At 70.7% G+C, this 20,293-nt stretch carries 18 protein-coding genes and 1 pseudogene; 14 read left to right on the forward strand and 5 right to left on the reverse strand.

Annotated elements, in window-relative coordinates:
• Positions 1–484, reverse strand: a pseudogene (locus ABZS69_RS63590) (hypothetical protein); the annotation flags it as partial.
• A gap of 245 nt (positions 485–729) precedes the next feature.
• On the opposite strand from ABZS69_RS63590, the gene ABZS69_RS63595 reads away from it, so the two are divergent.
• The 7 genes from ABZS69_RS63595 (at position 730) to ABZS69_RS63625 (ending at position 10,044) form a co-directional block, all read left to right on the forward strand.
• Positions 730–1,473, forward strand: coding sequence for a GntR family transcriptional regulator (locus ABZS69_RS63595; protein WP_355393704.1), 744 nt, complete (start codon positions 730–732; stop codon positions 1,471–1,473).
• Between the two features lie 204 nt (positions 1,474–1,677).
• Complete coding sequence (locus ABZS69_RS63600) at positions 1,678–3,138, forward strand: serine/threonine-protein kinase (protein WP_355393707.1); 1,461 nt, start codon at positions 1,678–1,680, stop codon at positions 3,136–3,138.
• Positions 3,139–3,209: 71 nt separating this feature from the next.
• Positions 3,210–3,755: a PadR family transcriptional regulator gene (locus tag ABZS69_RS63605; RefSeq protein WP_355393710.1), complete on the forward strand. Its 546-nt coding sequence runs from the start codon at positions 3,210–3,212 to the stop codon at positions 3,753–3,755.
• A gap of 50 nt (positions 3,756–3,805) precedes the next feature.
• A complete protein-coding gene (locus ABZS69_RS63610) occupies positions 3,806–5,155 on the forward strand; it encodes an NAD(P)/FAD-dependent oxidoreductase (RefSeq protein WP_355393713.1) in 1,350 nt (449 codons plus the stop codon).
• 100 nt (positions 5,156–5,255) lie between these two features.
• Entirely contained in the window at positions 5,256–7,268 is a 2,013-nt protein-coding gene (locus tag ABZS69_RS63615; protein WP_355393716.1) for a GxGYxYP domain-containing protein, read from the forward strand.
• A gap of 164 nt (positions 7,269–7,432) precedes the next feature.
• Positions 7,433–8,503 (forward strand): cellulose-binding domain-containing protein, encoded by a 1,071-nt coding sequence (locus tag ABZS69_RS63620; protein WP_355393719.1) that lies wholly within the window; start codon positions 7,433–7,435, stop codon positions 8,501–8,503.
• A 260-nt stretch (positions 8,504–8,763) separates the two neighbouring features.
• Positions 8,764–10,044, forward strand: coding sequence for a hypothetical protein (locus ABZS69_RS63625; protein ID WP_355393722.1), 1,281 nt, complete (start codon positions 8,764–8,766; stop codon positions 10,042–10,044).
• 119 nt (positions 10,045–10,163) lie between these two features.
• Here the strand turns inward: ABZS69_RS63625 and ABZS69_RS63630 are convergent, their stop codons facing one another.
• Positions 10,164–10,937, reverse strand: a complete 774-nt coding sequence (locus tag ABZS69_RS63630; protein WP_355393725.1) for a hypothetical protein — start codon at positions 10,935–10,937, stop codon at positions 10,164–10,166.
• Between the two features lie 341 nt (positions 10,938–11,278).
• Between ABZS69_RS63630 and ABZS69_RS63635 the strand changes: the two genes are divergently transcribed.
• The 4 genes from ABZS69_RS63635 to ABZS69_RS63650 all read left to right on the forward strand — a co-directional run bounded on the left by ABZS69_RS63635 (position 11,279) and on the right by ABZS69_RS63650 (position 13,321).
• Entirely contained in the window at positions 11,279–11,470 is a 192-nt protein-coding gene (locus ABZS69_RS63635) for a hypothetical protein (protein ID WP_355393728.1), read from the forward strand.
• Between the two features lie 13 nt (positions 11,471–11,483).
• Positions 11,484–11,657 (forward strand): hypothetical protein, encoded by a 174-nt coding sequence (locus tag ABZS69_RS63640; RefSeq protein WP_355393731.1) that lies wholly within the window; start codon positions 11,484–11,486, stop codon positions 11,655–11,657.
• 76 nt (positions 11,658–11,733) lie between these two features.
• On the forward strand, positions 11,734–12,573 hold the full coding sequence (locus ABZS69_RS63645) for a universal stress protein (protein ID WP_355393734.1): 840 nt from the start codon (positions 11,734–11,736) through the stop codon (positions 12,571–12,573).
• A gap of 262 nt (positions 12,574–12,835) precedes the next feature.
• Positions 12,836–13,321: a CBS domain-containing protein gene (locus ABZS69_RS63650; RefSeq protein ID WP_355393737.1), complete on the forward strand. Its 486-nt coding sequence runs from the start codon at positions 12,836–12,838 to the stop codon at positions 13,319–13,321.
• Positions 13,322–13,324: 3 nt separating this feature from the next.
• On the opposite strand, the gene ABZS69_RS63655 is transcribed toward ABZS69_RS63650, so the two are convergent.
• On the reverse strand, positions 13,325–13,966 hold the full coding sequence (locus ABZS69_RS63655) for a response regulator transcription factor (protein WP_355393740.1): 642 nt from the start codon (positions 13,964–13,966) through the stop codon (positions 13,325–13,327).
• A 168-nt stretch (positions 13,967–14,134) separates the two neighbouring features.
• On the opposite strand from ABZS69_RS63655, the gene ABZS69_RS63660 reads away from it, so the two are divergent.
• Both ABZS69_RS63660 and ABZS69_RS63665 read left to right on the forward strand, forming a co-directional pair.
• Positions 14,135–15,829, forward strand: a complete 1,695-nt coding sequence (locus ABZS69_RS63660) for a GAF domain-containing protein (RefSeq protein ID WP_355393743.1) — start codon at positions 14,135–14,137, stop codon at positions 15,827–15,829.
• 138 nt (positions 15,830–15,967) lie between these two features.
• Positions 15,968–16,591 (forward strand): DUF305 domain-containing protein, encoded by a 624-nt coding sequence (locus ABZS69_RS63665; protein WP_355393746.1) that lies wholly within the window; start codon positions 15,968–15,970, stop codon positions 16,589–16,591.
• A gap of 369 nt (positions 16,592–16,960) precedes the next feature.
• Here the strand turns inward: ABZS69_RS63665 and ABZS69_RS63670 are convergent, their stop codons facing one another.
• Both ABZS69_RS63670 and ABZS69_RS63675 read right to left on the reverse strand, forming a co-directional pair.
• Positions 16,961–17,368 (reverse strand): pyridoxamine 5'-phosphate oxidase family protein, encoded by a 408-nt coding sequence (locus tag ABZS69_RS63670; RefSeq protein WP_355393749.1) that lies wholly within the window; start codon positions 17,366–17,368, stop codon positions 16,961–16,963.
• A gap of 147 nt (positions 17,369–17,515) precedes the next feature.
• Positions 17,516–18,853 (reverse strand): MFS transporter, encoded by a 1,338-nt coding sequence (locus ABZS69_RS63675; RefSeq protein ID WP_355393752.1) that lies wholly within the window; start codon positions 18,851–18,853, stop codon positions 17,516–17,518.
• Positions 18,854–19,186: 333 nt separating this feature from the next.
• On the opposite strand from ABZS69_RS63675, the gene ABZS69_RS63680 reads away from it, so the two are divergent.
• The gene (locus ABZS69_RS63680; protein WP_355393755.1) at positions 19,187–20,287 is read left to right on the forward strand and encodes a LacI family DNA-binding transcriptional regulator; all 1,101 of its coding nucleotides are present in this window, start codon (positions 19,187–19,189) and stop codon (positions 20,285–20,287) included.
• Positions 20,288–20,293 lie beyond the last annotated feature (6 nt).

Here is a 20,293-nt window from a genome sequence, read left to right on the forward strand (position 1 = left end):
CCTTGACCAGCCGGGCACCGGTGATCCGGTTGCCGGCATCGACTGTCTTGCCGACGGGCAGGTCCTTGGTCCAGCGGAACCGGACCCGGCCGACCCGGGGAATATTGACCATGCCCCAGCGGCGGTGCACCCGCGTGACCTGCAGGTCCCGGCCCTGCGGGATGTCCACTGCCATCACCGATCGCAAGCGGCCCTTGAAGGCCGGCGCCTCGGCCCGGCCCTGCCAGCAGTTCTTCCACGCCTGGAAGTACGTCTTGAGGACGGCCTGCGCGGCCTGGGCAGGCAGCACGGCGAGCCAATCGATGTCCTGGCGGGCCTGCCGGATCGCCGCATCCGCCGCGGCCGGGGACCTGCGGCACGTCGGCAGCATCGTCCACCACTCGTTCAACAGATTCCACAGCGCCCGGGCCGGGGTGGCGGCGAGCTGCGGTTGTGCCACCGGCGGCAGGTACTGCTGGTTGGTGGTGGAGCGGCGGATCGCCATTACGCACCTCCTGTCACACTGCCATCACCCACCGCAAATATTACCTAGCGTCACCAAGGTTTCCATAGTGTTTTCGAAAGTGGGGTCGCCGCTCTGTTCGGTCCGGAACGACCAATTCTCCACGCCACGCTGCAGGTAGGTGGACCTGTCGGTGGACTCTGTGTCTCCCATCGCAACCTCCCTCTTGGTATATACCATGTGGTGTAGACCGCAAGGTATCGTCCAAGCGGGCTATGGTGTCAACCATGGGGACGAGAGTTCACAAGACCGCGACATCACCGCGTTACGTGACGATCGCCGCGGAGCTGCGCGACCGCATCACCGGTGAGAAGCTCGGCCCGCACACGCTCATGCCGTCGGAACGGGAGCTCGGCGAGACCTACGGCGTCAGCCGGATGACCGCCCGGCAGGCCCTGGCGCTGCTGGAGAAGGAGGGATACGTCTACCGGCGGCCGCCGCGCGGCACGTTCGTGGCCGAGCCGCGGGTGCCGTTCCACATCGGCAGCTTCTCCGACGAGATCATCCTGGCCGGGCGGCGGCCGTCGGCGCAGCTCATCTGGGCCGAGGAGCGCCCGCCGACCCCGTCGGCGCGGGCGGCGCTCGACCTGGCCGGCGACGAGACCGTGCACGCCCTGCACCGGCTGCGGTTCGCCGACGACGAGCCGATCGCGCTGGAGACCACCTATTTCCCCAGCGCCCTGACGCCCGGGCTGCTGGAGCGGACTCTCACCGGGTCGCTCTGGCACATCCTGCGCGCCCACTACGGCGTCGTACCGGTCGACGCCTCCGCCGTCATCGAGTCCATCGTCATCGACGACGCCTCCTGCGCCCGGCTCGAAGTCCGCAGCGCCTCCAGCGGGATCCTCCTGACCCGCCGCACCTACACGGCCGAGGGGCGCTGCATCGAGTTCGCGCGCGACGTGTACCGGGCCGACCGCGCCTCGTTCAAGGTCGAGGCGCGGATCCCGGTGCCGGTCGAGAACGCCTGAGCGCTCTGTCGGGCGGTGTCGCCGCCGTCGGCGAGCAGCGTGCTGGAGCAGGTGGGCCGTACCCTGGCGGACCTGAGCGGGACGCCGCACTTGGGTCGATCTTCGCTTACTGTGCATCTCGGGGGAAACGCTGCGGGAGAATATCCGGGCCAGCGCATACGCAAGCGCGGCGTTCCGGGGGAAACACGGAGGACGACGTCGGGAATGAGCATTCAGACGCACGAGAATCTCGGCCCTTACCGGGTGGTCAGGAAGATCGGTGAGGGCGGCATGGGGGTCGCCCACCTCGGTCTCGACGCCGCGGGCCGCGAGGTCGCGATCAAGGTGCTGCACCCGCATGTGGCGGCCGACCTCAAGGCGCGCGACCGGCTGTTGCGCGAGGTGGAGACCATGCGGCGGGTGCGCAGCCCGTACGTGGCCGAGGTGATCGACGCCCAGCTGGCGGGCGGCCGGCCCTATGTGGTGACCCAGTTCGCCGCGGGCCGCACGCTGGAGGACACCGTGCTGGCCGACGGTCCGCTGGAGGCGCGCGAGGTCATCAGGCTCGCCCAGGGGCTGTGCCAGGCGCTGGTGGACATTCACGCGGCCGACGTGATCCATCGGGACCTCAAGCCGTCCAACGTCATGCTCGTCGGCGGCGAGCCGCTGGTCATCGACTTCGGCATCGCCCACCTGGTGGACGCGGCCCGGCTGACGCAGACCGGGATGTTCGTCGGCACGCCGGGCTACCTGGCTCCCGAGATCATCCGCGACTCGCAGATCACCCAGGCGGCCGACGTGCACGCGCTGGCCTCGACGGTGTTCTTCGCGGCCACGGGGCTGCCGCCGTTCGGGACGGGGACGTTCGAGGCGGTCTGCTTCAACACCATGGAGGGGCGGGCGCAGATCGACAAGGCGCCCGAGTGGCTGCGGGGCTGGCTGAGCCGGGCGCTGCAGGTCGATCCGGCGGCCCGGCCCGGCGCGGGGGAGCTGCTGCGGATGGCCAGGGCGCTCGATCCGGCGGGCCGCCAGGACCGGGCCAAGCCGCCGGCGAGCCGTACGCTGACCATGGACATCGTCTCCGACCTGCTCCCGCCGGTCGAATACGCCCCGAGCCGCCGGGAGGAGCGGCCGCCGCCCTACGTGCCCGCTCCGGCGCCGACCCTGCAGGCCGGGCAGCCGAAGGAGCCCCGCCCGGCCCCGCCGCCCGCGGAGCCCTTCGAACTCCGGCGGTTCCTGGCCGGCAGCGGCTTCGTCGGGGTGCTCGTGCTCGTGACGCTGGTGGCGGCGACCGTCGTCACGCCGGTCACCGTGGGCCTGGTGGCGGCGGCGCTCTCGCTGGCGTTGCGGGCCGGCGATCACTACTTCGCCGAGACCCGGCGGACGCTCTCCAAGTCCGCGCTCATCGCGGTCGGCCACATGTTCCTGGCGCTGGCGTTCGGGACCGTCGTCGCGAGCCTCCTGCACCTGTCCGGCCGGCTGAATGCCGGCCACGCGGAGTCCCTGGCCGCGGGCGCGTTCACGCTGGGGCTGTTCGTGCTGCCCGGCGCGGGAGCGGTGCGGCGGGCCGCCTCGCGTGCCCTCGACCGACTCCTGCCGGGCCGCAACGCGCTCGTGGTCTCGGTGGCCGTGATGGGGCCGGTCGCGCTGACCTCGGTGATCGTGGCCCTGGTCCAGGCGCTCTAGGCCTTGCTCGCGGGTACTCGTTTTTGAGTACTCTCTTGCGCATGTCTAGGTAGTCGTGTTTGAGTACTCATATGCGAGCAACGCGCCTCTTCATTCTCGGCGCCCTGGCCGATGGCGGTCCCATGCACGGGCACAAGATCCTGGCCTCCGCGCAGCTGGACCGGGTGGAGCTGTGGGCCGACGTCAAGCCCGGGTCGCTGTACGGCGCGCTGCGCCGGATGGCGGACGAAGGCGTCGTCGAGGTGGTCCGCACGGAGCAGGAGGGCAACCTCCCCGCCCGCACGGTCTACGGCATCACCGACAAGGGCCGGACCGAGCTGGTCTCGCTGATCAGGTCCGTCCTCGCCGACACCAGGCTCCGGCCGGACCCGATCCAGCTGGTGCTCCTGCACGGCGGCGAGCTCGGCCCCGACGAGCTGCGCACGGCCGTCCAGGGACGGCACGCCGCGTACGCCGAGCAGCTCGGCTTCTGGCGCAACCTGCGCGCCGAAGCCGAGCCGTACCTGACCAGGCTGGAGGCCGTCGCCTTCGACTACACCCTGATGCAGCTGGAGACGGAGCTGGCCTGGCACGACCGCCTGCTCGCCGAGCTCGCGAACCCGGCTGAGCAGGCCTGACGCCTCCGGGCGCGCCCGGAGGCGCGCCCCCGACCAGAAAGTGGGAACCCATGTCCTCTCGGCGTCTGCGCGTCGCCGTGATCGGCGGCGGGATCGGCGGGCTCTGCCTGGCGCAGGGCCTGAGGCGGGCCGGCGTGAACGTCACCGTGTACGAACGGGACCTGACCGCCGACTCGCGGCTCCAGGGCTTCCGGCTGAACATCGAGCCGACCGGGAGCGTCGCCCTGCACGCCTGCCTGCCGCCCGCCCTGTGGGAGGTGCTGGTGGCCACCGCGGGCGACGCGGGGGCCGGGATCAGCTTCCTGGACGAGCGGATGCGGCCGCTCATCCGCATCGGCCAGGACGACCGTGACCCGCTGGCCCTGGCGACCGGCCGGGGTCGAGACCCGCTCGATCCCACCACCGGCGAGCACGCGGTCAGCCGCGTCACGCTGCGCAAGCTGCTGCTGGCCGGCCTGGACGACGTCGTGCGCTTCGGCAAGGAGTTCACCGGCTTCGCCCGGGCGGACGACGGGACGGTCACGGCGACGTTCGCCGACGGCACCACCGCGACCGCCGACGTGCTCGTCGGGGCGGACGGAGCCAACTCCCGGGTGTGGGCGCAGCTCCATCCCGAGGCCGGCCGCACCACGCTGCCGGCGACGGCCGTGGCCGGCAAGCTCTTCCTCACCGAGGAGAGCCGGCGATGGCTGCCGGAGCAGCTCCTCACCGGCAAGAACGTGTTCTGGCCGCGCCGGGACTTCCTGTTCACCGCGATCTTCCGCAGGCGCGAGGACCCGGCGGCGATCGCCACCAGGCTCGGCGACCGGGTGCGCGAGCTCGGGCTGGACCCGGAGCAGCTGCTGGCGGACGCGCATGACGACGACTACGTGTTGTGGGCGTTCATCGCGCACCGCGACTCGCTTCCCGCGGACTTCGTCGTGAGGGCCCAGGCCGACCCGGCCGTGGTGCGGGAGATGCTGGCCCGGCGGACGGCCGGGTGGCATCCCGACCTGCGCCGGCTGCTCACCGGCTCGACCCCTGACACCCTCTACCAGACCGAGTTCAGCGCCGCCGAGCCGCTCAAGCCGTGGGAGTCGGGCAACGTCACCGGGCTCGGGGACGCCGTCCACCACATGCCCCCGGTCGGCGGGCTCGGCGGCAACACGGCGCTGCGCGACGCGCACCGGCTCTGCGCCGCGCTCACCGCGGCCGACCGCGGCGAGGAGCCGTTGGCGCGGGCGTTGCACGCCTACGAGGCGGACATGCTGCGCTACGGGTTCGAGACGGTCCGCGAGGTCGTCCGCAACACCGATGGCGCGATCGTCCGCAGTCCGCTGAAGCGGTCGGCGGCCCGGTGGTTCTTCCGCGCCTGCGGGGCCGTGCCGCCGCTGGGCCGGGCGGTGTTCGGGGAGAGCTGAAGTTCTGACGCCGTGGACAACATCACGTCACGTTGTTAGGTTCGAGGACAGTTGACAGCGGTGTCAGTCCTTGTCCCCCCACGAGGAGCGGAGATCGTTGATGGTGTCACGACGCACTTTCCTCCAGGCGAACGGCATGGTCCTCGCGGCCGGCGGCCTCGGCCTCACCCTCCAGGGCCCCGCCGCCGCGCGAACCAGCCCCGCCGCCCCCCTCCTTCCGAACTTCGGCCGTCCTGCCCACCTCGACTTCGCCGACCTCACCACCCTCCACGGCGACGACCAGCTGCTCCTGACCACCCTCCAGGGCGTCGTCAACCGCCGCCGCCCGCGCCTCTACTTCAACTACGACGCCGCCGCCTACGACCAGCGCTGGTTGTCCAGCACCGGAGCGGCGGTCACCCGCCACGACCAGCCCCTCGACCTGGTCGCCCGCTACCGGGCCGAGGTGCGGGGCGCGATCCTGCACGATCCGGACGTCCCCGACTCGGTCAACGTCGCCACCACCCTGGCCGGGCTGGAGGACGCCGTCGCCGCCACCGCCGAGCAGGCCGCCGCGCACGGCCTGCGCACCGTCGTGGACCTGCGCGGCCGCTTCGACCCGGCCGACGTCCTGGCCACGTACCGGTGGCAGCTCGACCACCTGTTCCCCCGCTGCACCCACGCCCTGCTCGCCGGTCTCCCGCCCACCAGGACCGTGCGGGTGGACGGCGTGCGGTGGCGCGAGCTCGCACGGGAGACCGAACGCGTCCGGGACGCCTCCAACCGGGCGGTGCGCACGTTCGACCTGAGCCAGGAGCTGGCGACCGCCCAGGACGGCGTCTACCTGCGCTTCCAGGACTCGCTCGGCGACGACGGCTGGGGCGGGTCGGTGGGCTCGGTGAAGGTGACCGCGGACGGGACGCAGATCGCGGCGTTCACCCCGGGGACGGACGCCGAGACCCCCTTCCTCTTCGACGGCCTCAACTCCGCCATCGGCGGCGACGGCAACCGCTTCGCCGACGGCGGCAACTACTTCATCTACCGCTTCGCCGCCCCCGCCGGGGCCGGGCGACTGCTCGTCGAGGTGGACCTGTGGAACCAGTACCTGGTCACCGCCGCCACCACCGCCCCCACCCGGGTCGAGCCGTTCCCGTACTTCCGGGACTACGCGGTGGCCACCCGGGCCATGGTCTTCTGGCTGCCACCCAGCGGCGCGACCGGTGAGCTGCTCGACGAGATCTTCGGCCGGGTCGAGCCCGCCACGCCGTACGCGGGGTGGTTCTCCAACGACGTGGCGGGCGAGTGGGGCGGCGTCGACCGGGCCTCGCAGCACGCCGTCGAGGTGGTCCCCGCCGACTACTACATGAACGCCACCGTCCACGCCGGGGTCTCCGCCAGGATCTCCGATCAGGTACGCCCGCGACCGCCGGCCAGGTTGCGCGATCGCGTCTACCTCACGCTCACGTTCGGCGAGGGCGACAACATCCAGTACTGCCAGCGCCGGATGCGCGAGATCTGGGACGACCCCAAGCGCGGCGGCGTGCCGGTCAACTGGACGGTCAGCCCGCTGCTGGCCGACATCGGGCCCGCGCTGCTGGCGTACTACCAGCGCACGGCCACCGCCGCCGACCTGCTCGTCGCCGGTCCGTCCGGCGCCGGCTACACCTACCCGGGGTCGTGGCCGTCGGCGGCGCTGGCCGCCTACACGCGGCTCAGCGGCCGGTTCCTGCGCCGTACCGGCCTGGATCTCGTCTACGCCTACAACCACCGCAGGCCCGAGGGCGACGGATGGGTGGCCTTCGACGAGCGCATCGTGGCCGCGTACCGGCGAGACACCCCGGTGCGCGGCATCATCCAGTCGTGGGAGACCGGCGACCTGCTGATCGACCCGGCGGGCCTGCCCGTGATCGGGAACTTCTCGCCGCAGGGCAGGGCGCAGGAGTACCGGGACACGCTGGTGCGGCGGATCGAGGGATGGGACGGGAGCGAGCCGCTGTTCATCGCGGGCGCGGTCAACGCCTGGAACTGGACGCCGTCCGACGTCGCCGAGCTCGCCGGGATGCTGGCGGACCCGTTCGAGATCATCCGCGGCGACACGTTCTTCGCGCTCTTACGGGAACATCTGTCGGCCTGAAAGTTTCAGAGTCCCAAAAGCATTTCCCCATGGCGGCAGGCCGCTTCCGCCGATGCTTATTGACAAGAACGCGCCAGATCCCCACCGTACTCGTTGTTAAGGTTCACATTCGTCAGTGGTCCAGGTGAACCATGGCCCGGTTCGAGCCGCAACGGAGGAAGCGGATGCACTTACGAGGACTACGCAGGGGCCTCATCGCCGGGGCCTTAGCCGTCTGCATGGCCGGCGTCGCGGTGGTGAGCTCGATCACGGCGCACGCCGCCGCGGTCGGCTGTCAGGTCACCTACACCGTGGGCTCGCAGTGGGCCGGTGGCTTCAGCGCCAACGTCGCGATCAAGAACCTCGGTGATCCATTGACGAGCTGGGCCCTGCGCTGGTCCTTCGGCGCCTCGCAGACGGTCAGCCAGGCCTGGAACGCCGTCGTGACGCAGAGCGGCAGCGCGGTGACCGCCTCCAACGCCGGCTGGAACGGCTCCCTGGCGACGGGCGGCAGCGCCTCGTTCGGATTCAACGGCACGTGGAACAACTCCACCAACCCGGTGCCGACCGCCTTCACCCTCAACGGCGTCACCTGCACGGGCAGCGTGACCCCCACCCCCACCGTGACCCCCACGGTGACCCCCACCGTCACGCCGACCTCGGGCCCGCCCCCGTCCCGGACCGTGCGGGTCTACTGGCTCAAGCCCGCAGACGTGGCCTACGACCAGCGCTACCCGGACGGCATCGCGAAGGTCATGCAGGAGGCGCAGCGCTTCTTCAAGCAGCAGCTGGGCAAGACGTTCACGCTGAACAACCCGGTCGTCGAGGTCGTCAACGGTGACCAGCCGCGCACCTGGTACGAGAACACGCCGAACTGCGGGGAGAAATACTGGTGGACGGTCTGCAACATGCAAGCGGAGCTGCGTCGTAAGCTCGGCCTCGGCGCGCCGGACAACCGCTGGGTCAACGTCGGCGAGATCAGCGCCGAAGGCGACGGCGCCGGCGGTGGCGGCGGCAACGGCTGGGTGATCCTCAGCGGCCACGACGCCGACGGCGCCGCGGGCATCAACGGCGCGATGAACCGGTGGTACGGCGGCATGGTGCACGAGCTCGGGCACGCGTTCGGCCTGCCGGACGCCACCTCGACCGACGGGACGTGCATGTCGGCGACCTTCTACTCCTACCCGAACTGCATCTTCAACCAGACGCAGAAGAACGGCATGCTGAACGGCCCCTACGGGAGCTTCCTCACCTGATCTGACCGTTGCCGGGCGGTGTGATCGGTCGTCACGCCGCCCTTCGGCTTTTGTGCCGTCGATTTCGCCGGCACTACCATTCGGTCATGATCTTAGGGCTCGCGGGATTACTGATAATCGCCGTGGTCACGGGCATTCCGCTGGCACTCGCAGCCGGATCCGTGGCGGTCTCGGCGGTGTCCGCCCCACGCGATCGGCACGCGCCTATTCGCCGGAGATATATGGCCGGGGGATTCTTCCTGTCATTCTTCGGTCTCTGGGTGATGGCATTCGGCGGGTGGACGGCGAGTCGAGCATCGCACTACGGCACCGTCGACTTCTTCGGGCTCCTGCTGGTGACCCTCATAGGCGGCGGCCTGCTTCTCATCGGGTTAGGGCCGTTCGCCTCGTGGCTGCCGGGAATCGTCGGCCGGCACGCGGAGCGGCTGCCGCTGCCCGTTCGCCTGGCGGCCCGCGACCTGGCCGGTCGGCGTGCGGCCGCGGCTCCCGCGATCACGCTGACCATGGTGGCGACGGCCTCCGGCCTCGCGTTGGCGATCATCGCGACCGGGGTGACGGAGCAGAGCCGGGCCGCCTACGTCCCCCAGGCCCGGCCCGGCACCCTCCTGGTGGGATATTTCTCGCCGGAGCAGGCCGGGGCCGTACGCGCGGCGATCCAGCGGGAGTTACCCGGCGCGCCTGTCATCCAGCGTGAGACCTGGAAGGATGATTCACTTGATTTCCGGCACTTCGACGTGCGCCTCAAGGACGTCTACCTGACGGAAGAGTCCATGTACCCGGCCGAGGCCATCGGCGACGAGAGGCTGCTGCGGTATCTCACGGGCGACCCGACGACGCCGTACGACGAGGGCACGGCCGTGGTGATCACGGCCGCCGACGTGAAGGCCGACTCGGTCGACGTCGACTACGACCTGACCGGGAAGGGCGAGCCTGAGACGGTCAAGACCATCCCGGCGACCGTCGTGAGGACCGCCCACCCTCAGATGGAGACGATCTTCGTCCCGGCGAAGGTCATGCGGGACATCGGCTACCGGCTGCGGCCGGACGAGCTGATCGTCGATCCCTCCCTCCGCCGCGTCTCCGCGGGCGAGCAGGAGCGGCTCGACGATCGGCTGGGCGAGCTCGCGGACACCTACATCGAGCGGGGATACCAGCCGTCGACCGGCTGGATGGCCGTCGCCGGTGCGGCGTTCCTCGCCGCGCTCGGCTGCGCGTGGGTCGCGGGGGGCGGCAGGTCCGCGAGCTCCCGGCCGGTCCGCGTGCTGAGACGGGTCGGAGGCGGGTCGGCGGCGACGTTCCGGTGGTTCGGAGCCTCCCGTACGGGGCTCGGCGCGTTGTGCGGAACGGCGCTGGGCGCGGTCGCCGGATTCCCCATCGGGATGTCGCTGGTCTGGCCCTTGACGGCGCCGACCACCTGGATATCGCCGCCGCAGGTGTCCTTCGAGCCCCCTTGGCTGACGATCGCGGCCGTGATCGTCGGGCTGCCCGTACTCGCCGCCGCCCTCGGCGGACTCCTCGGTCCCGCGCGAAAGGGCCCCTGAGGAGGCGCGTGAGACATCCGGCCCGAACCGGTTCCGGGGGATCGATCGCCGGCGCGGGCGTCGGGGCTCATCTACATCATCACTGTCAGTCGGCTCCGGCACCGGCCCGGTAGTCAGGGTCAGCCGGCTCCGGGCGGGTGCTCGGTGGTGATGGGCGCGGGGAGCAGCTTGCCGAACGGGACGGCGCGCAGGGCCCGGAGGCGTTCGGCGGCGCGCGGGTGGCCGTGCTCGGCGGCGAGCCGGTAGTAGAACCTGGCGATGTCGAGCTTGGCCGGGCCCTCCTGCTCGTAGACCCGGCCGTAGGTGAAGGACATGTTCGCCGCGAACTCGATCGGACGCGGGTTTCCGGCGAGGGCTTCGGCGTCGGGATGACGCTGCTGCACGGCGGCGTGGATCCAGTAGCGGGCCTGGGCGGACTCGCCGGTCAGCAGGTGGATGATCGCCAGGCGGTAGGCGGACTCGGTGTCGCCGTCGCCCGCCAGGCGGACCAGGCGCGCGACGGTTCTGCTCGTGCGCCGCTCGGCCTCCTCTGCGGGTGTCCGGTAGAGGTCGTACGAACCGGTGGCGTGGGGCCGGGACGGTTCGTTCCTGGCGGCGCGCCAGCGGGCCTGCCACTGCTCCACGGTGTCCAGGGCGTCCGTGGGCAGGCCGGTCAGCTCGGCGTGGCGATGGCAGACCATCACGAAGGAGGCGACCAGCCCCCAGTCGGGCAGGCGTTCCCGCTTGCCGTTGAGGATGTCGCTGAGTGTGCTCCCGGGCAGTTCTTTGGGGATGCCCGGCGCGCGCGACAGCCGTTGCATCTGGGAATAGCTCGGCTGGCCGGCCGATTCCCGCAGCTCTATGAGCGCGGCTATGAAGGCGGGATGGGCTCCTGCCCGGAGAGTGTCAGTCATCGTCCTTGGTGGCGTCGGAAGGTCAACTTCTGTCGCCATATTTCCAGAAAGAGTCTCGCAGTCCGGGACACTTTCCAGATTCCATCTCATCCGGTCGCTGTGACCACTCCAGTCGGCCACCAGCTCACCAGCCCCAGGAGCCGTGCCCGGCGCCCGACCTATAGCCGGATAAATCCGGATGAGTCCGGACGATGTCGGAAGAGTGCGGAGGTTTACGTCCTGTCGGTTCATTTTCTGATTTGTACGGCTCCGTCCGAGCACGTTTGAACCGCTGGCCGACGGCCTTCCCGAAGACACATGGTTGCCGCATTCATCGCCGCTCTTCGGGAGGCCAGCGTCCTATGCCGTTACTCACGGCTCGCCCGTCAAGCCTCGCGTACTGCGCGGACGCTCCCTGCCTGGCAGACGAGCAACTGCGGGTCACGCTCTTGACGACCTGGGTGCTCGCGACGGGACGCACTCCGCCCGCCGTACGCCCTGAGGACCTCACCCCCGAAGAGCTCATCGACTTCTGGGCCGACCACCGCATCTGAGGAAAGAGGACCGATGTTCACCACGCGTCAGCTGCTCACGCTCACTCTGACGATCATGATCGCCGCGATCACCTGCGCGCTCGTCCTGGCCACCGGCATGGAATGGCCGGGCGCCCTGCTCAGCGGCGGCGGCGCGGGCGGGGCGACGCTGGCCGCCCTGCCCAAACTCCTGAACCGGCGCGACTGACGCCCGCCGATGAGGGACTAATGGCCCTGGGGCGGCGCGGGCGCGGGTGATGCGATGGGAGAAAGGGGAGGCCGACATGATCATTGCAGGTGTCGACGGATCGCCGGAGTCGCTTGCCGCGGTGGCCTGGGCGGTGGACGACGCGCAGCGCAGGCACGAGCCGCTGCGCATCGTGCACGCCGTGAACCATGATCCGTACCGTTTTTCGAGGTTCCACGCTTCTCCCGAGCCGGACGTGCTCGACCGCATGGCGCAGACCCTCGTGAACGACGCGGCCGAGCTGGCGGGAGATCGCCAGCTGGACGTCGAGGTGTCGACGGAGATCGTCGAGGGGCCCGCGGCGGTCGTTCTGCGCGAGCAGGCCAAGGACGCGACCGAGATCGTCATCGGCAGCCGGGGGCTGGGCGGGTTCGAGGGGGCCCTGCTCGGCTCGGTGAGCCTGCACGTCGCCGGTCAGGCGCACTGCCCGGTGGTCGTGGTGCGGCCCGAGCTGGAGTCCGTACGCGGTGAGGTGGTGGTCGGCGTGGACGACTCGCCGGAGTGCGAGCCCGCGCTGGAGTTCGCCTTCCGCCAGGCCGAGCTGCGCGGCAGCACGTTGCGCGCGCTCCACGCCTGGCAGCCGCCGGTGCAGCTGTACGCGCCGCAGGTCAACTACGACCCCGACGACGTCACGGCCGCCGCCAACCAGGCCGTCGCCGCCAGGATCGCCCGGTTCCGGGAAGCGTACCCGCAGGTGGCGGTGGTCGAGGACGTGCGGCGCGCCCACCCGGTCGACGCCCTGGTGGCCGCGTCGGCGCAGGCCGCGCTCGTGGTGGTCGGCTCGCACGGGCGCGGAGTCATCCGTTCGGCGCTGCTCGGCTCGGTCAGCCACGGGGTGCTCCACCACGCCCGCTGCGCCGTGGCCGTGGTGCGCTAACAGCCGGCACCTGCCAAAGACGGCCTTCACCCGCTCGTCACGCGCCGCTCGTCACGCGCCGCTCGTCACGCGCCGCTCGTCACGCGCCGCTCGTCACGCGCCGTGCGCATGGCGGCGTGCCGATCGCTGTGCGGGCCGTCAGGGATGAGGACCAATGTCACCCCCATTCGGGACTTCGTCCCCGGGCGCGGAGGGCCCGCCGCGGCGAGGATGGAGGTGGCCCGGAAGCCCCGGTGGTACGGCCGCGCGTGAAGGAGGAGTCATGACCGTCGAAACGCTGGCCGCCGAGCAGGTGATGAGTCGTGTCCTGGTGGCGGTCAAGCCGGACGAGTCGCCGTTGATGGCCTGGGAGCTGATGCGCCGCGCCGACGTGCATCACCTGCCGGTCGTCGAGGGGCGGCACGTGTTCGGCATCCTGACGCGTGAGCAGGTGGCGGCGTCCTGGTCAGGCGGTCCGGAGGAGCAGTCCAGCCGTCAGGTCCGGATGTTGCTCGGGTGCGAGCGCAGGCCGGTGGTGCGCCCGGACACCCCGCTGGCCCGGGTCGCGACGGCGATGCTGGACGCCGGTTGCGACGCCGTGCCGGTGGTCGACGGCGGCGGTCTGATCGGCCTGGTCACGGCCCACGACGTGCTGCTGGCCGTCGCCGGACGGCTCAGGACCGCCGAAGGGCCCCGCGAGGTGGTCACCGGGATGTTCCACCTCGAACCCGTTCTTCCCCCGGCGCCCTCGCCGGAGAGCGTGCCGTGAACGTCACTCGTGACGGTCGTCCCGCAGCCGCGCCGCCAGCGCGGCGGCCTGGGTACGGCGCTGCATGTTGAGCTTGGCCAGCAGGTTGGACACGTAGTTCTTGACCGTCTTCTCCGCCAGGAACAACCTTTCGCCGATCTGCCGGTTGGTCAGCCCCTCGCCGATCAGGTCGAGGATGTGCCGTTCTTGGTCCGACAGCGCGGCAAGCGGGTCCTTGCGGGCGGCCTGCTCGCGCAGCCGCTGCAGCATGGCGGCGGTGGTCTGCGGGTCGAGCAGCGACTGCCCGGAGGCGACCGTGCGGACCGCGCCGACCAGGTCGGAGCCGTGGATCTGCTTGAGCACGTAGCCGGAGGCCCCGGCCATCACCGCGTCGAACAGCGCGTCGTCATCGGCGAACGACGTCAGCATCAGGCACGCCAGCCCCGGCACCCTCGAACGCATCTCCCGGCACACGTCCACCCCGCTGCCGTCAGGCAGCCGCACGTCCAGCACCGCCACGTCGGGCTTCAGCGCCGGGATGCGGGCGACGGCGGACTCGGCCGTGCCGGCTTCCCCGATGACCTCGATGTCGTCCTCGGACTCCAGAAGCGCGGCCACGCCCCGCCGGACGACCTCATGATCGTCGACGAGGAACACACGAATCATGCTTACGACGCTATCCAACGGTCGGCACGACTGACAGGAACGATGGTCCCGACGAGGTAAAGGACGAAGTCCCATTTCATAGAGGTCTTTCGGCACTTGACGGAAGGCCGGGGAACCTGCGCCCACCGCGTGGAAGACCCTGCCTGACCTGGTGCGACACTGAGAGATGTGGAGAGCGAGCATCACCCGGTGGTGCCGCACGTACGCCTCGACGAGCTGCTGGCCGAGCTGCAGGTGCGGCTCAACGCCGTGCTGTCGACCCGGGATCGGGTGCACGTGCTGCTCGAGGCCGTGGTGTCGGTGGGCAGCGAGCTCGATCTGGAGACGGTGCTGCGGCGCATCGTGGAGACCGCGACCAAGCTGGTGGACGCCAGTTACGGCGCGCTGGGCGTGATCGGCCACGAAAACACCCTCATCCAGTTCATCCCGGTCGGGCTGACCGAGGAGGAGATCGCCAGGATCGAGCACTGGCCGCACGGCCTGGGCCTGCTCGGCCTGCTGATCAAGGACGCGCGGCCGCTGAGGCTGGGCCGCATCTCCGACCATCCGGAGTCGTACGGCTTCCCGGCGGGCCATCCGCCGATGGGCACCTTCCTCGGCGTCCCGATCCGGGTGCGTGACGAGGTTTTCGGAAATCTTTACCTGACCGAGAAGCGCGGCGGCGGCGAGTTCGACGAGGAGGACGAGGCCATCGTCGTGGCGCTGGCCACCGCGGCCGGCGTCGCCGTGGACAACGCCCGCCTGTACGAGGTGTCCCGGCAGCGGGAGACCTGGCTGCAGGCGTCGTCCACGGTGACCACCCGGCTGCTGTCCGGCGCCGACCCGCGTCAGGTGCTGAGCCTGATCGCGGCCTGCGCCCGTGAGCTGACCGACGCCGACCTGGTCGAGGTGCTCATACCGGAGCCGACGAGGCAGTCGCTGATCGTGGAGTTCGCGGACGGCGAGGGTGCGGAGGAGCTGGTGGGCGCCGTCTTCGTGGTGTCGGAGACGCTCGCGGGCGACGTGTTCACCCAGGGAGAGCCGATATCCGACACGGACATGCAGAGCGGCCCCCGCCCTGGCTCGCCGCTGCGGCGGATGGGGTACGGGCCGGTGATGCTGGTGCCGCTCGGTGGCGCGCCGAACGTGCGCGGGGTGCTGGTGCTGGCCAAGCGGAGCGGGCGGCTGCCGTTCACCGGCGGGAACGAGCAGGTGCTGCAGGCGTTCGCGGGGCAGGCGGCGATCGCGCTGGAGCTGGCCGAGACGCGTCAGGACGCCGAGCGGCTGGGCCTGCTGGAGGACCGCGACCGCATCGCCAAGGATCTGCATGACGTGGTCATCCAGCGGCTGTTCGCGACGGCGATGACGTTGATGAGCACGATCCGGCTGGTGGAGCGGCCGGAGGCGGCCAAGCGGGTGCAGTACGCGATCGACGAGCTGGACGAGACGATCCGGCAGATCCGCTCGTCCATCTTCGCGCTGCAGGCCTCCGGCGAGGGGGCCGCGCCCAGCCTGCGGACGCAGATCGTGGAGCTGGTGGAGGGCGCCGCGGGCCATCTGGGCTTCATGCCGGGCCTGCGGATGGAAGGGCAGATCGACGCGATGGTGCCCGAACCGGTCGCCGACCATCTGCTGGCCGTGTTGCGCGAGGCCCTGTCCAACGTGGTCCGCCACTCCCGCTCGACCCGCGCCGACGTCCTCGTCGAGGTCGAGGGCTCCGAGCTCGTCCTGGCGGTCACCGACAACGGCGTCGGCCTGGGAGAGACGGGACGCCGCAGCGGCCTGCGCAACATCGAGGAGCGTGCCACCGGCCTGGGCGGCACCGCGGAGCTGGAGACCCCCGAAGACGGAGGAACCCGGCTGCGCTGGCAGATCCCGCTGTGAGGCCGGAGCCGAGGTCAAAGGACGTTGGTCCCACCCGTACGGGGCGTAAGGCTCTGTGCCGCACGGCGGGCAACCCCGAACATGGATCAGAAAGGGGAATCTGACACGGGGGAGCCCTTGATGAATCGTTCGGCAGTGGTGGGGATCGCGGCCGGCGCGGCCCTGGGGGCCGCGGCCGTGACCGGTCTTGCCGCCACCGCCACCGGCATCGCCCAGCAGGCCATCGTCGAGCAGCGGAACGCCACACCGGCGGATCGGGGCGCGACGGGGTCGGAGGGGTCCACGCGCGGCATGAACGTGGGTGACGAGGGCGGCTATCTGGCCCACATGGTCGCTCACGATCAGGAGGCCGTGGCGGCGGCCCGGCAGCTGCAACGTTCGGACCGGCCGCAGATGCGGGCTCTCGGGGCTTCGATCGTCGAGACGCAGCAGGCCGACATCGCCACGATGAGAGCCTGGCTGGACCGGTGGTACCCAGGACTTTCGGGCGCGGCGATCGGCCACCAGCCGATGATCCGCGACCTGTCCGAGCTGTCGGGCGACGCGCTGGACAACGCGTTCTTGCGCGACATGATCCCGCATCACATGGTGACGGTCACGATGTCCCAGCAGCTGCTGGTGTCCGGGCAGGCGCGGCACCCCGAGGCCGTTGGCTTTGTCACCAAGGTGCGCGATGCCCGGCATGCCGAGATGTTCCGGATGCAGCGTTATCTGGCCGACTGGTTCGGCGGCTGGAGCATGCCGTGCGAGATGCGGAACTGACCGGCAGGCCGTACTGACCCGCGGGCCGTGCTCGCGCGGGCACCCCGCAAGCGGCGACCCCGCCTCCCCGCCTGCCTCCGTGCCCGCAGCTCGCGACGCGAACTGCGGGACTCACGCGTTCGGCGTCGTCCGGTCCGCTGTCAGGAGCGGGCTTTGGGGGAACGAGAGCCGTCTCGAAGGACCCCCAGACCCACCATCGTCAGCGCGGCAGCGGCGGCGACGGCCACAGTCAGAATGATCACTTTGCGCATCACTTCACCCCGATTACGGATTGTGACTGACTATTACTGACTGTAGTGTTGCCGGTTGTCTTGAGCTGAATCCCGCGCTTTTTCCTGGATTCGTCAAATGCGCAAAAGGCGTGCCGGTTCAGTGGGTGATACGCCGGCCGGACACCTGCGCGGCGTCGACCACGATGTACTGGTCCCGGTTGCCCGGCGCCCACGTCGACAGGGGCAGCGCCGCCAGCCGGTCGATCTCGTCCGGGTCGGTCACGGGCCGCGCCTGCCCAACCGCCGTGACAGACCAGCCGGTACGCAGCTCGGGATCGAGTTCGTCGGCCTCGAAGGCCACCACGGAGTGCCGGGTGGCGGTCGCCAGCTTGGAATCCATCGAGGTCCGGATCACGATGGAATGGCCGTCGAGGTGGAAGTTGACCGGCTGCACGGCCGGCAGAGCGTGATCGGTGAACACGATCCGGCCGATCGGGGTCGTGGACAGCAGGCCGAGGCACTCCTCGCGGGAGAGCACCTGAAGTCCGGACGCATCGAGCTGCATACCCTCAACATCCCTGCCGGTGACGACTCTGCGTTAGAGGCGAAAGTCCTTCGTTTCCGCGGGTCGCCCGCGTGGCCGGACGTGGCTGCGGCGCGGGTACGGCGGTCCTCTGGCGTACCTCCTGGCTCAGCAGCTCGCGGCGGCCGGTCACTTCCGGTCGGCCAGGAGGCTCACGGGGAGTTCGCGGCGGGCGCCGGTCGGGAGCGCGAAGACGGCGATCAGGAAGGAGAGCAGGCAGAACCCGGTCATGTACCAGCCGAAGGTCACGTCGCTTTGCGTGATGTCGTGCAGCCAGACGGCGACGAGGCCGGCGGTGGAGCCGATGAGCGAGGTCGAGACGTTGAAGTTCAGGGCCGCCGCGCTGGAACGGACCTCCGAGGGGAAGCTCAGGATGGCGGCCGCCATCATCGGCGCCGAGATGAGGTTGTTGATGATGGTGAAGCCCACGACCGCCAGCACGGCGATGAGGATCGAACCGCTGCCGATGCCGATGAACGTGGGCACCGTCAGCAGGATGAACAGCCCGTAGCCGATGAGCAGGGGCACGCGGGCGCCGTACTTGTCGGCGAGGTATCCGCCGTAGATGCTCGGCACGGGGCCCACCACGTACGTGATCATCGACGCCAGCAGGGCGAGCGAGGTGGGGAAACCGGCGCTGATCAGCGCGGTGACGAAGTACGCCTGGATGACGAAGGACCCGATCCGCTGGCCGGCGCTCAGGCCGATCGAGCGCAGCATGTCGGGCCAGTAGTAGCGCACCGCCGTGCGCAGCGGGGTCTGGGGCACCTTCTGCTGCTCGGCCAGGCGCTGCACCGCCTCGAACTCGGGGCTCTCGCTCAGCCGCTTGCGGATGTAGACGGCCACCGCGGACAGGGGGATCGCCAGCAGGAACGGGATCCGCCAGCCCCAGCTCGCGAAGGACTCCGACGACATGCTCTGGGTGAGGAGGAACGCCACCCCGGCGGCGAGGAACGAGCCGATCGAGGCGGTGGAGTTCAGGGTGCCCAGCACGTAGTTGCGGCGGCGCCGGTCCTCGTGCTCCAGCAGGAAGTTCGCCGCGGTCGTGAACTCCACGCTAGCGCCCAGGCCCTGCACGATCCGCGCGGTCAGCAGCAGGGCCGGCGCCACGACCCCGGCGGCCGCGTACGTCGGCAGCAGCCCGATGCCCGCCGTGCCGACCGTCATCAGCACGATGGTGAGGACGAGGACGGGCCGCCTGCCCTTCAGGTCCGCCAGCGGGCCGAGGACCATCGCGCCGAGAGGCCGGATGAAGTAGGAGAGCGCCACCCCCACGTACGCCGCCAGCAGGGCGGCCGTCGTCTCCCCCTCGGGGAAGAAGTGCGAGGCGATGACCGCGGCGAGCGTCCCGTACAGCGTGAAGTCGTAGTACTCGACGGCGTTGCCGATCATGGTGGAGGCGAACAGGCGCCGGCGAGCCTGCGGTGTGCGGACGACGTCCGGGTCGTTGGCTACGGGAGTGCTCATGAGGTCTCCTCGTGAAACGGTGGATGCGGCGGCGAGGTGGTGGGGGTGGCCGAAGTGCCCGCCGGCGCGGGCGAGCCGGTCGGCGCCGGTAGTCTTCGCTGGTGGACGCCTGACGCGGCGGATGCGGGCCGTCGTGGCACGTGCCACGTCCGGCCGGTGACGGACTGCGGTGGGAGCCGTCCGGTAGCTGCTGGGAGAACGTTCTCCAAAGAAGCTAGAATCGGCGTGACGATGTGTCAAGCACTCGTCACCTAGTATTCAAGTGCGGGCCGCTACGATGATCGTCGAGGCAGTGGACGGGCCGCCACCATCGGATCGGGGGAGGCGCACGACGTGGCCGCTGGGCGACCGACGATCATCGATGTCGCACGTGACGCCGGCGTGTCGCCCGCCACGGCCGGGCGGGTGCTGGGCGGTTACGGCACCCCGTCGCCGGAGCTGGTGCGGCGGGTGCAGGATTCGGCGAGGCGCCTGGGCTACCGGGCCAACGACGTGGCGCGCAGCATCGTGACCGGCTCGACCCGCGTCATCGGCGTGGTGGTGAGCGACATCGAAAACCCCTTCTTCGCCCGCGCGGTCAACGGGATCTCCGACCGCGCGCGGGCCGCCGGCTACGAGATGCTGCTGGTCAGCACCAGGATGGAGCTGGCCAGGGAGCGCTCGGCGGTGGAGGCGCTGATGGCCAAGCGCGTCGACGGCATGATCGTCGCCTCGGCCAGCGTCTCCGAGGGCGGCCACCTCCGGCGGGTCCGCGAGGCGGGCGTCCCGCTGGTCCTGCTCGACCGCCGCAACGACGGCGCCGGGGCCGTCGACGCGGTGCTGCTCGACAACCGGGCGGCCGCGCAGCGGGCCGTGAGCCACCTCCTGGGCCTGGGGCATCGCGCGGTCGCGGTCGTGACCTCGGCCACGTCCGGCGAGGGCGGCGGCGAAGGTGGCGGCAGGGGCGGCGGCGGGGGCGGCGCGCCCCGGCGGCGCAGGGCCTCGGCGGAGTTTCCCAGCTCGCTGCGGTTCAAGGGCTACCTGGACGCGCTCGACGAGGCGGGCGTCACCTGCGACCCGGGATGGGTCCTGCGCTGCGACGACGCCGACGCGGCCTGCGAACGGGTCCGCGACCTGCTCGTCACGAGGCCGGACGTGACGGCGATCTTCGCGACCACGAACGTGATGACCGGGGGAGCCTTCCGGGCCATCATGGACGGCGATCGGCGCTGTCCCGAGGACGTCAGCCTGATGGGTTTCGACGACCACGAATGGAGCACGCTGGTGCGCCCGCAGCTGTCGGTGGTCGCGCAGCCGGCCTACGACCTCGGCGCCGCCGCCGGCACGGTCCTGCTCGGCCGGCTGTCCGGTCCGGGGCCGCGCAGCGCTCCCAGCGAGACGATCCTGCAGTCCTCCCTGGTCGTGCGCGGCTCGATCGCGGCGCCGCCCGCCTAGTTCCGG

The sequence above is a fragment of the Nonomuraea sp. NPDC005650 genome, assembly GCF_040605375.1.
Lineage (GTDB): Bacteria > Actinomycetota > Actinomycetes > Streptosporangiales > Streptosporangiaceae > Nonomuraea.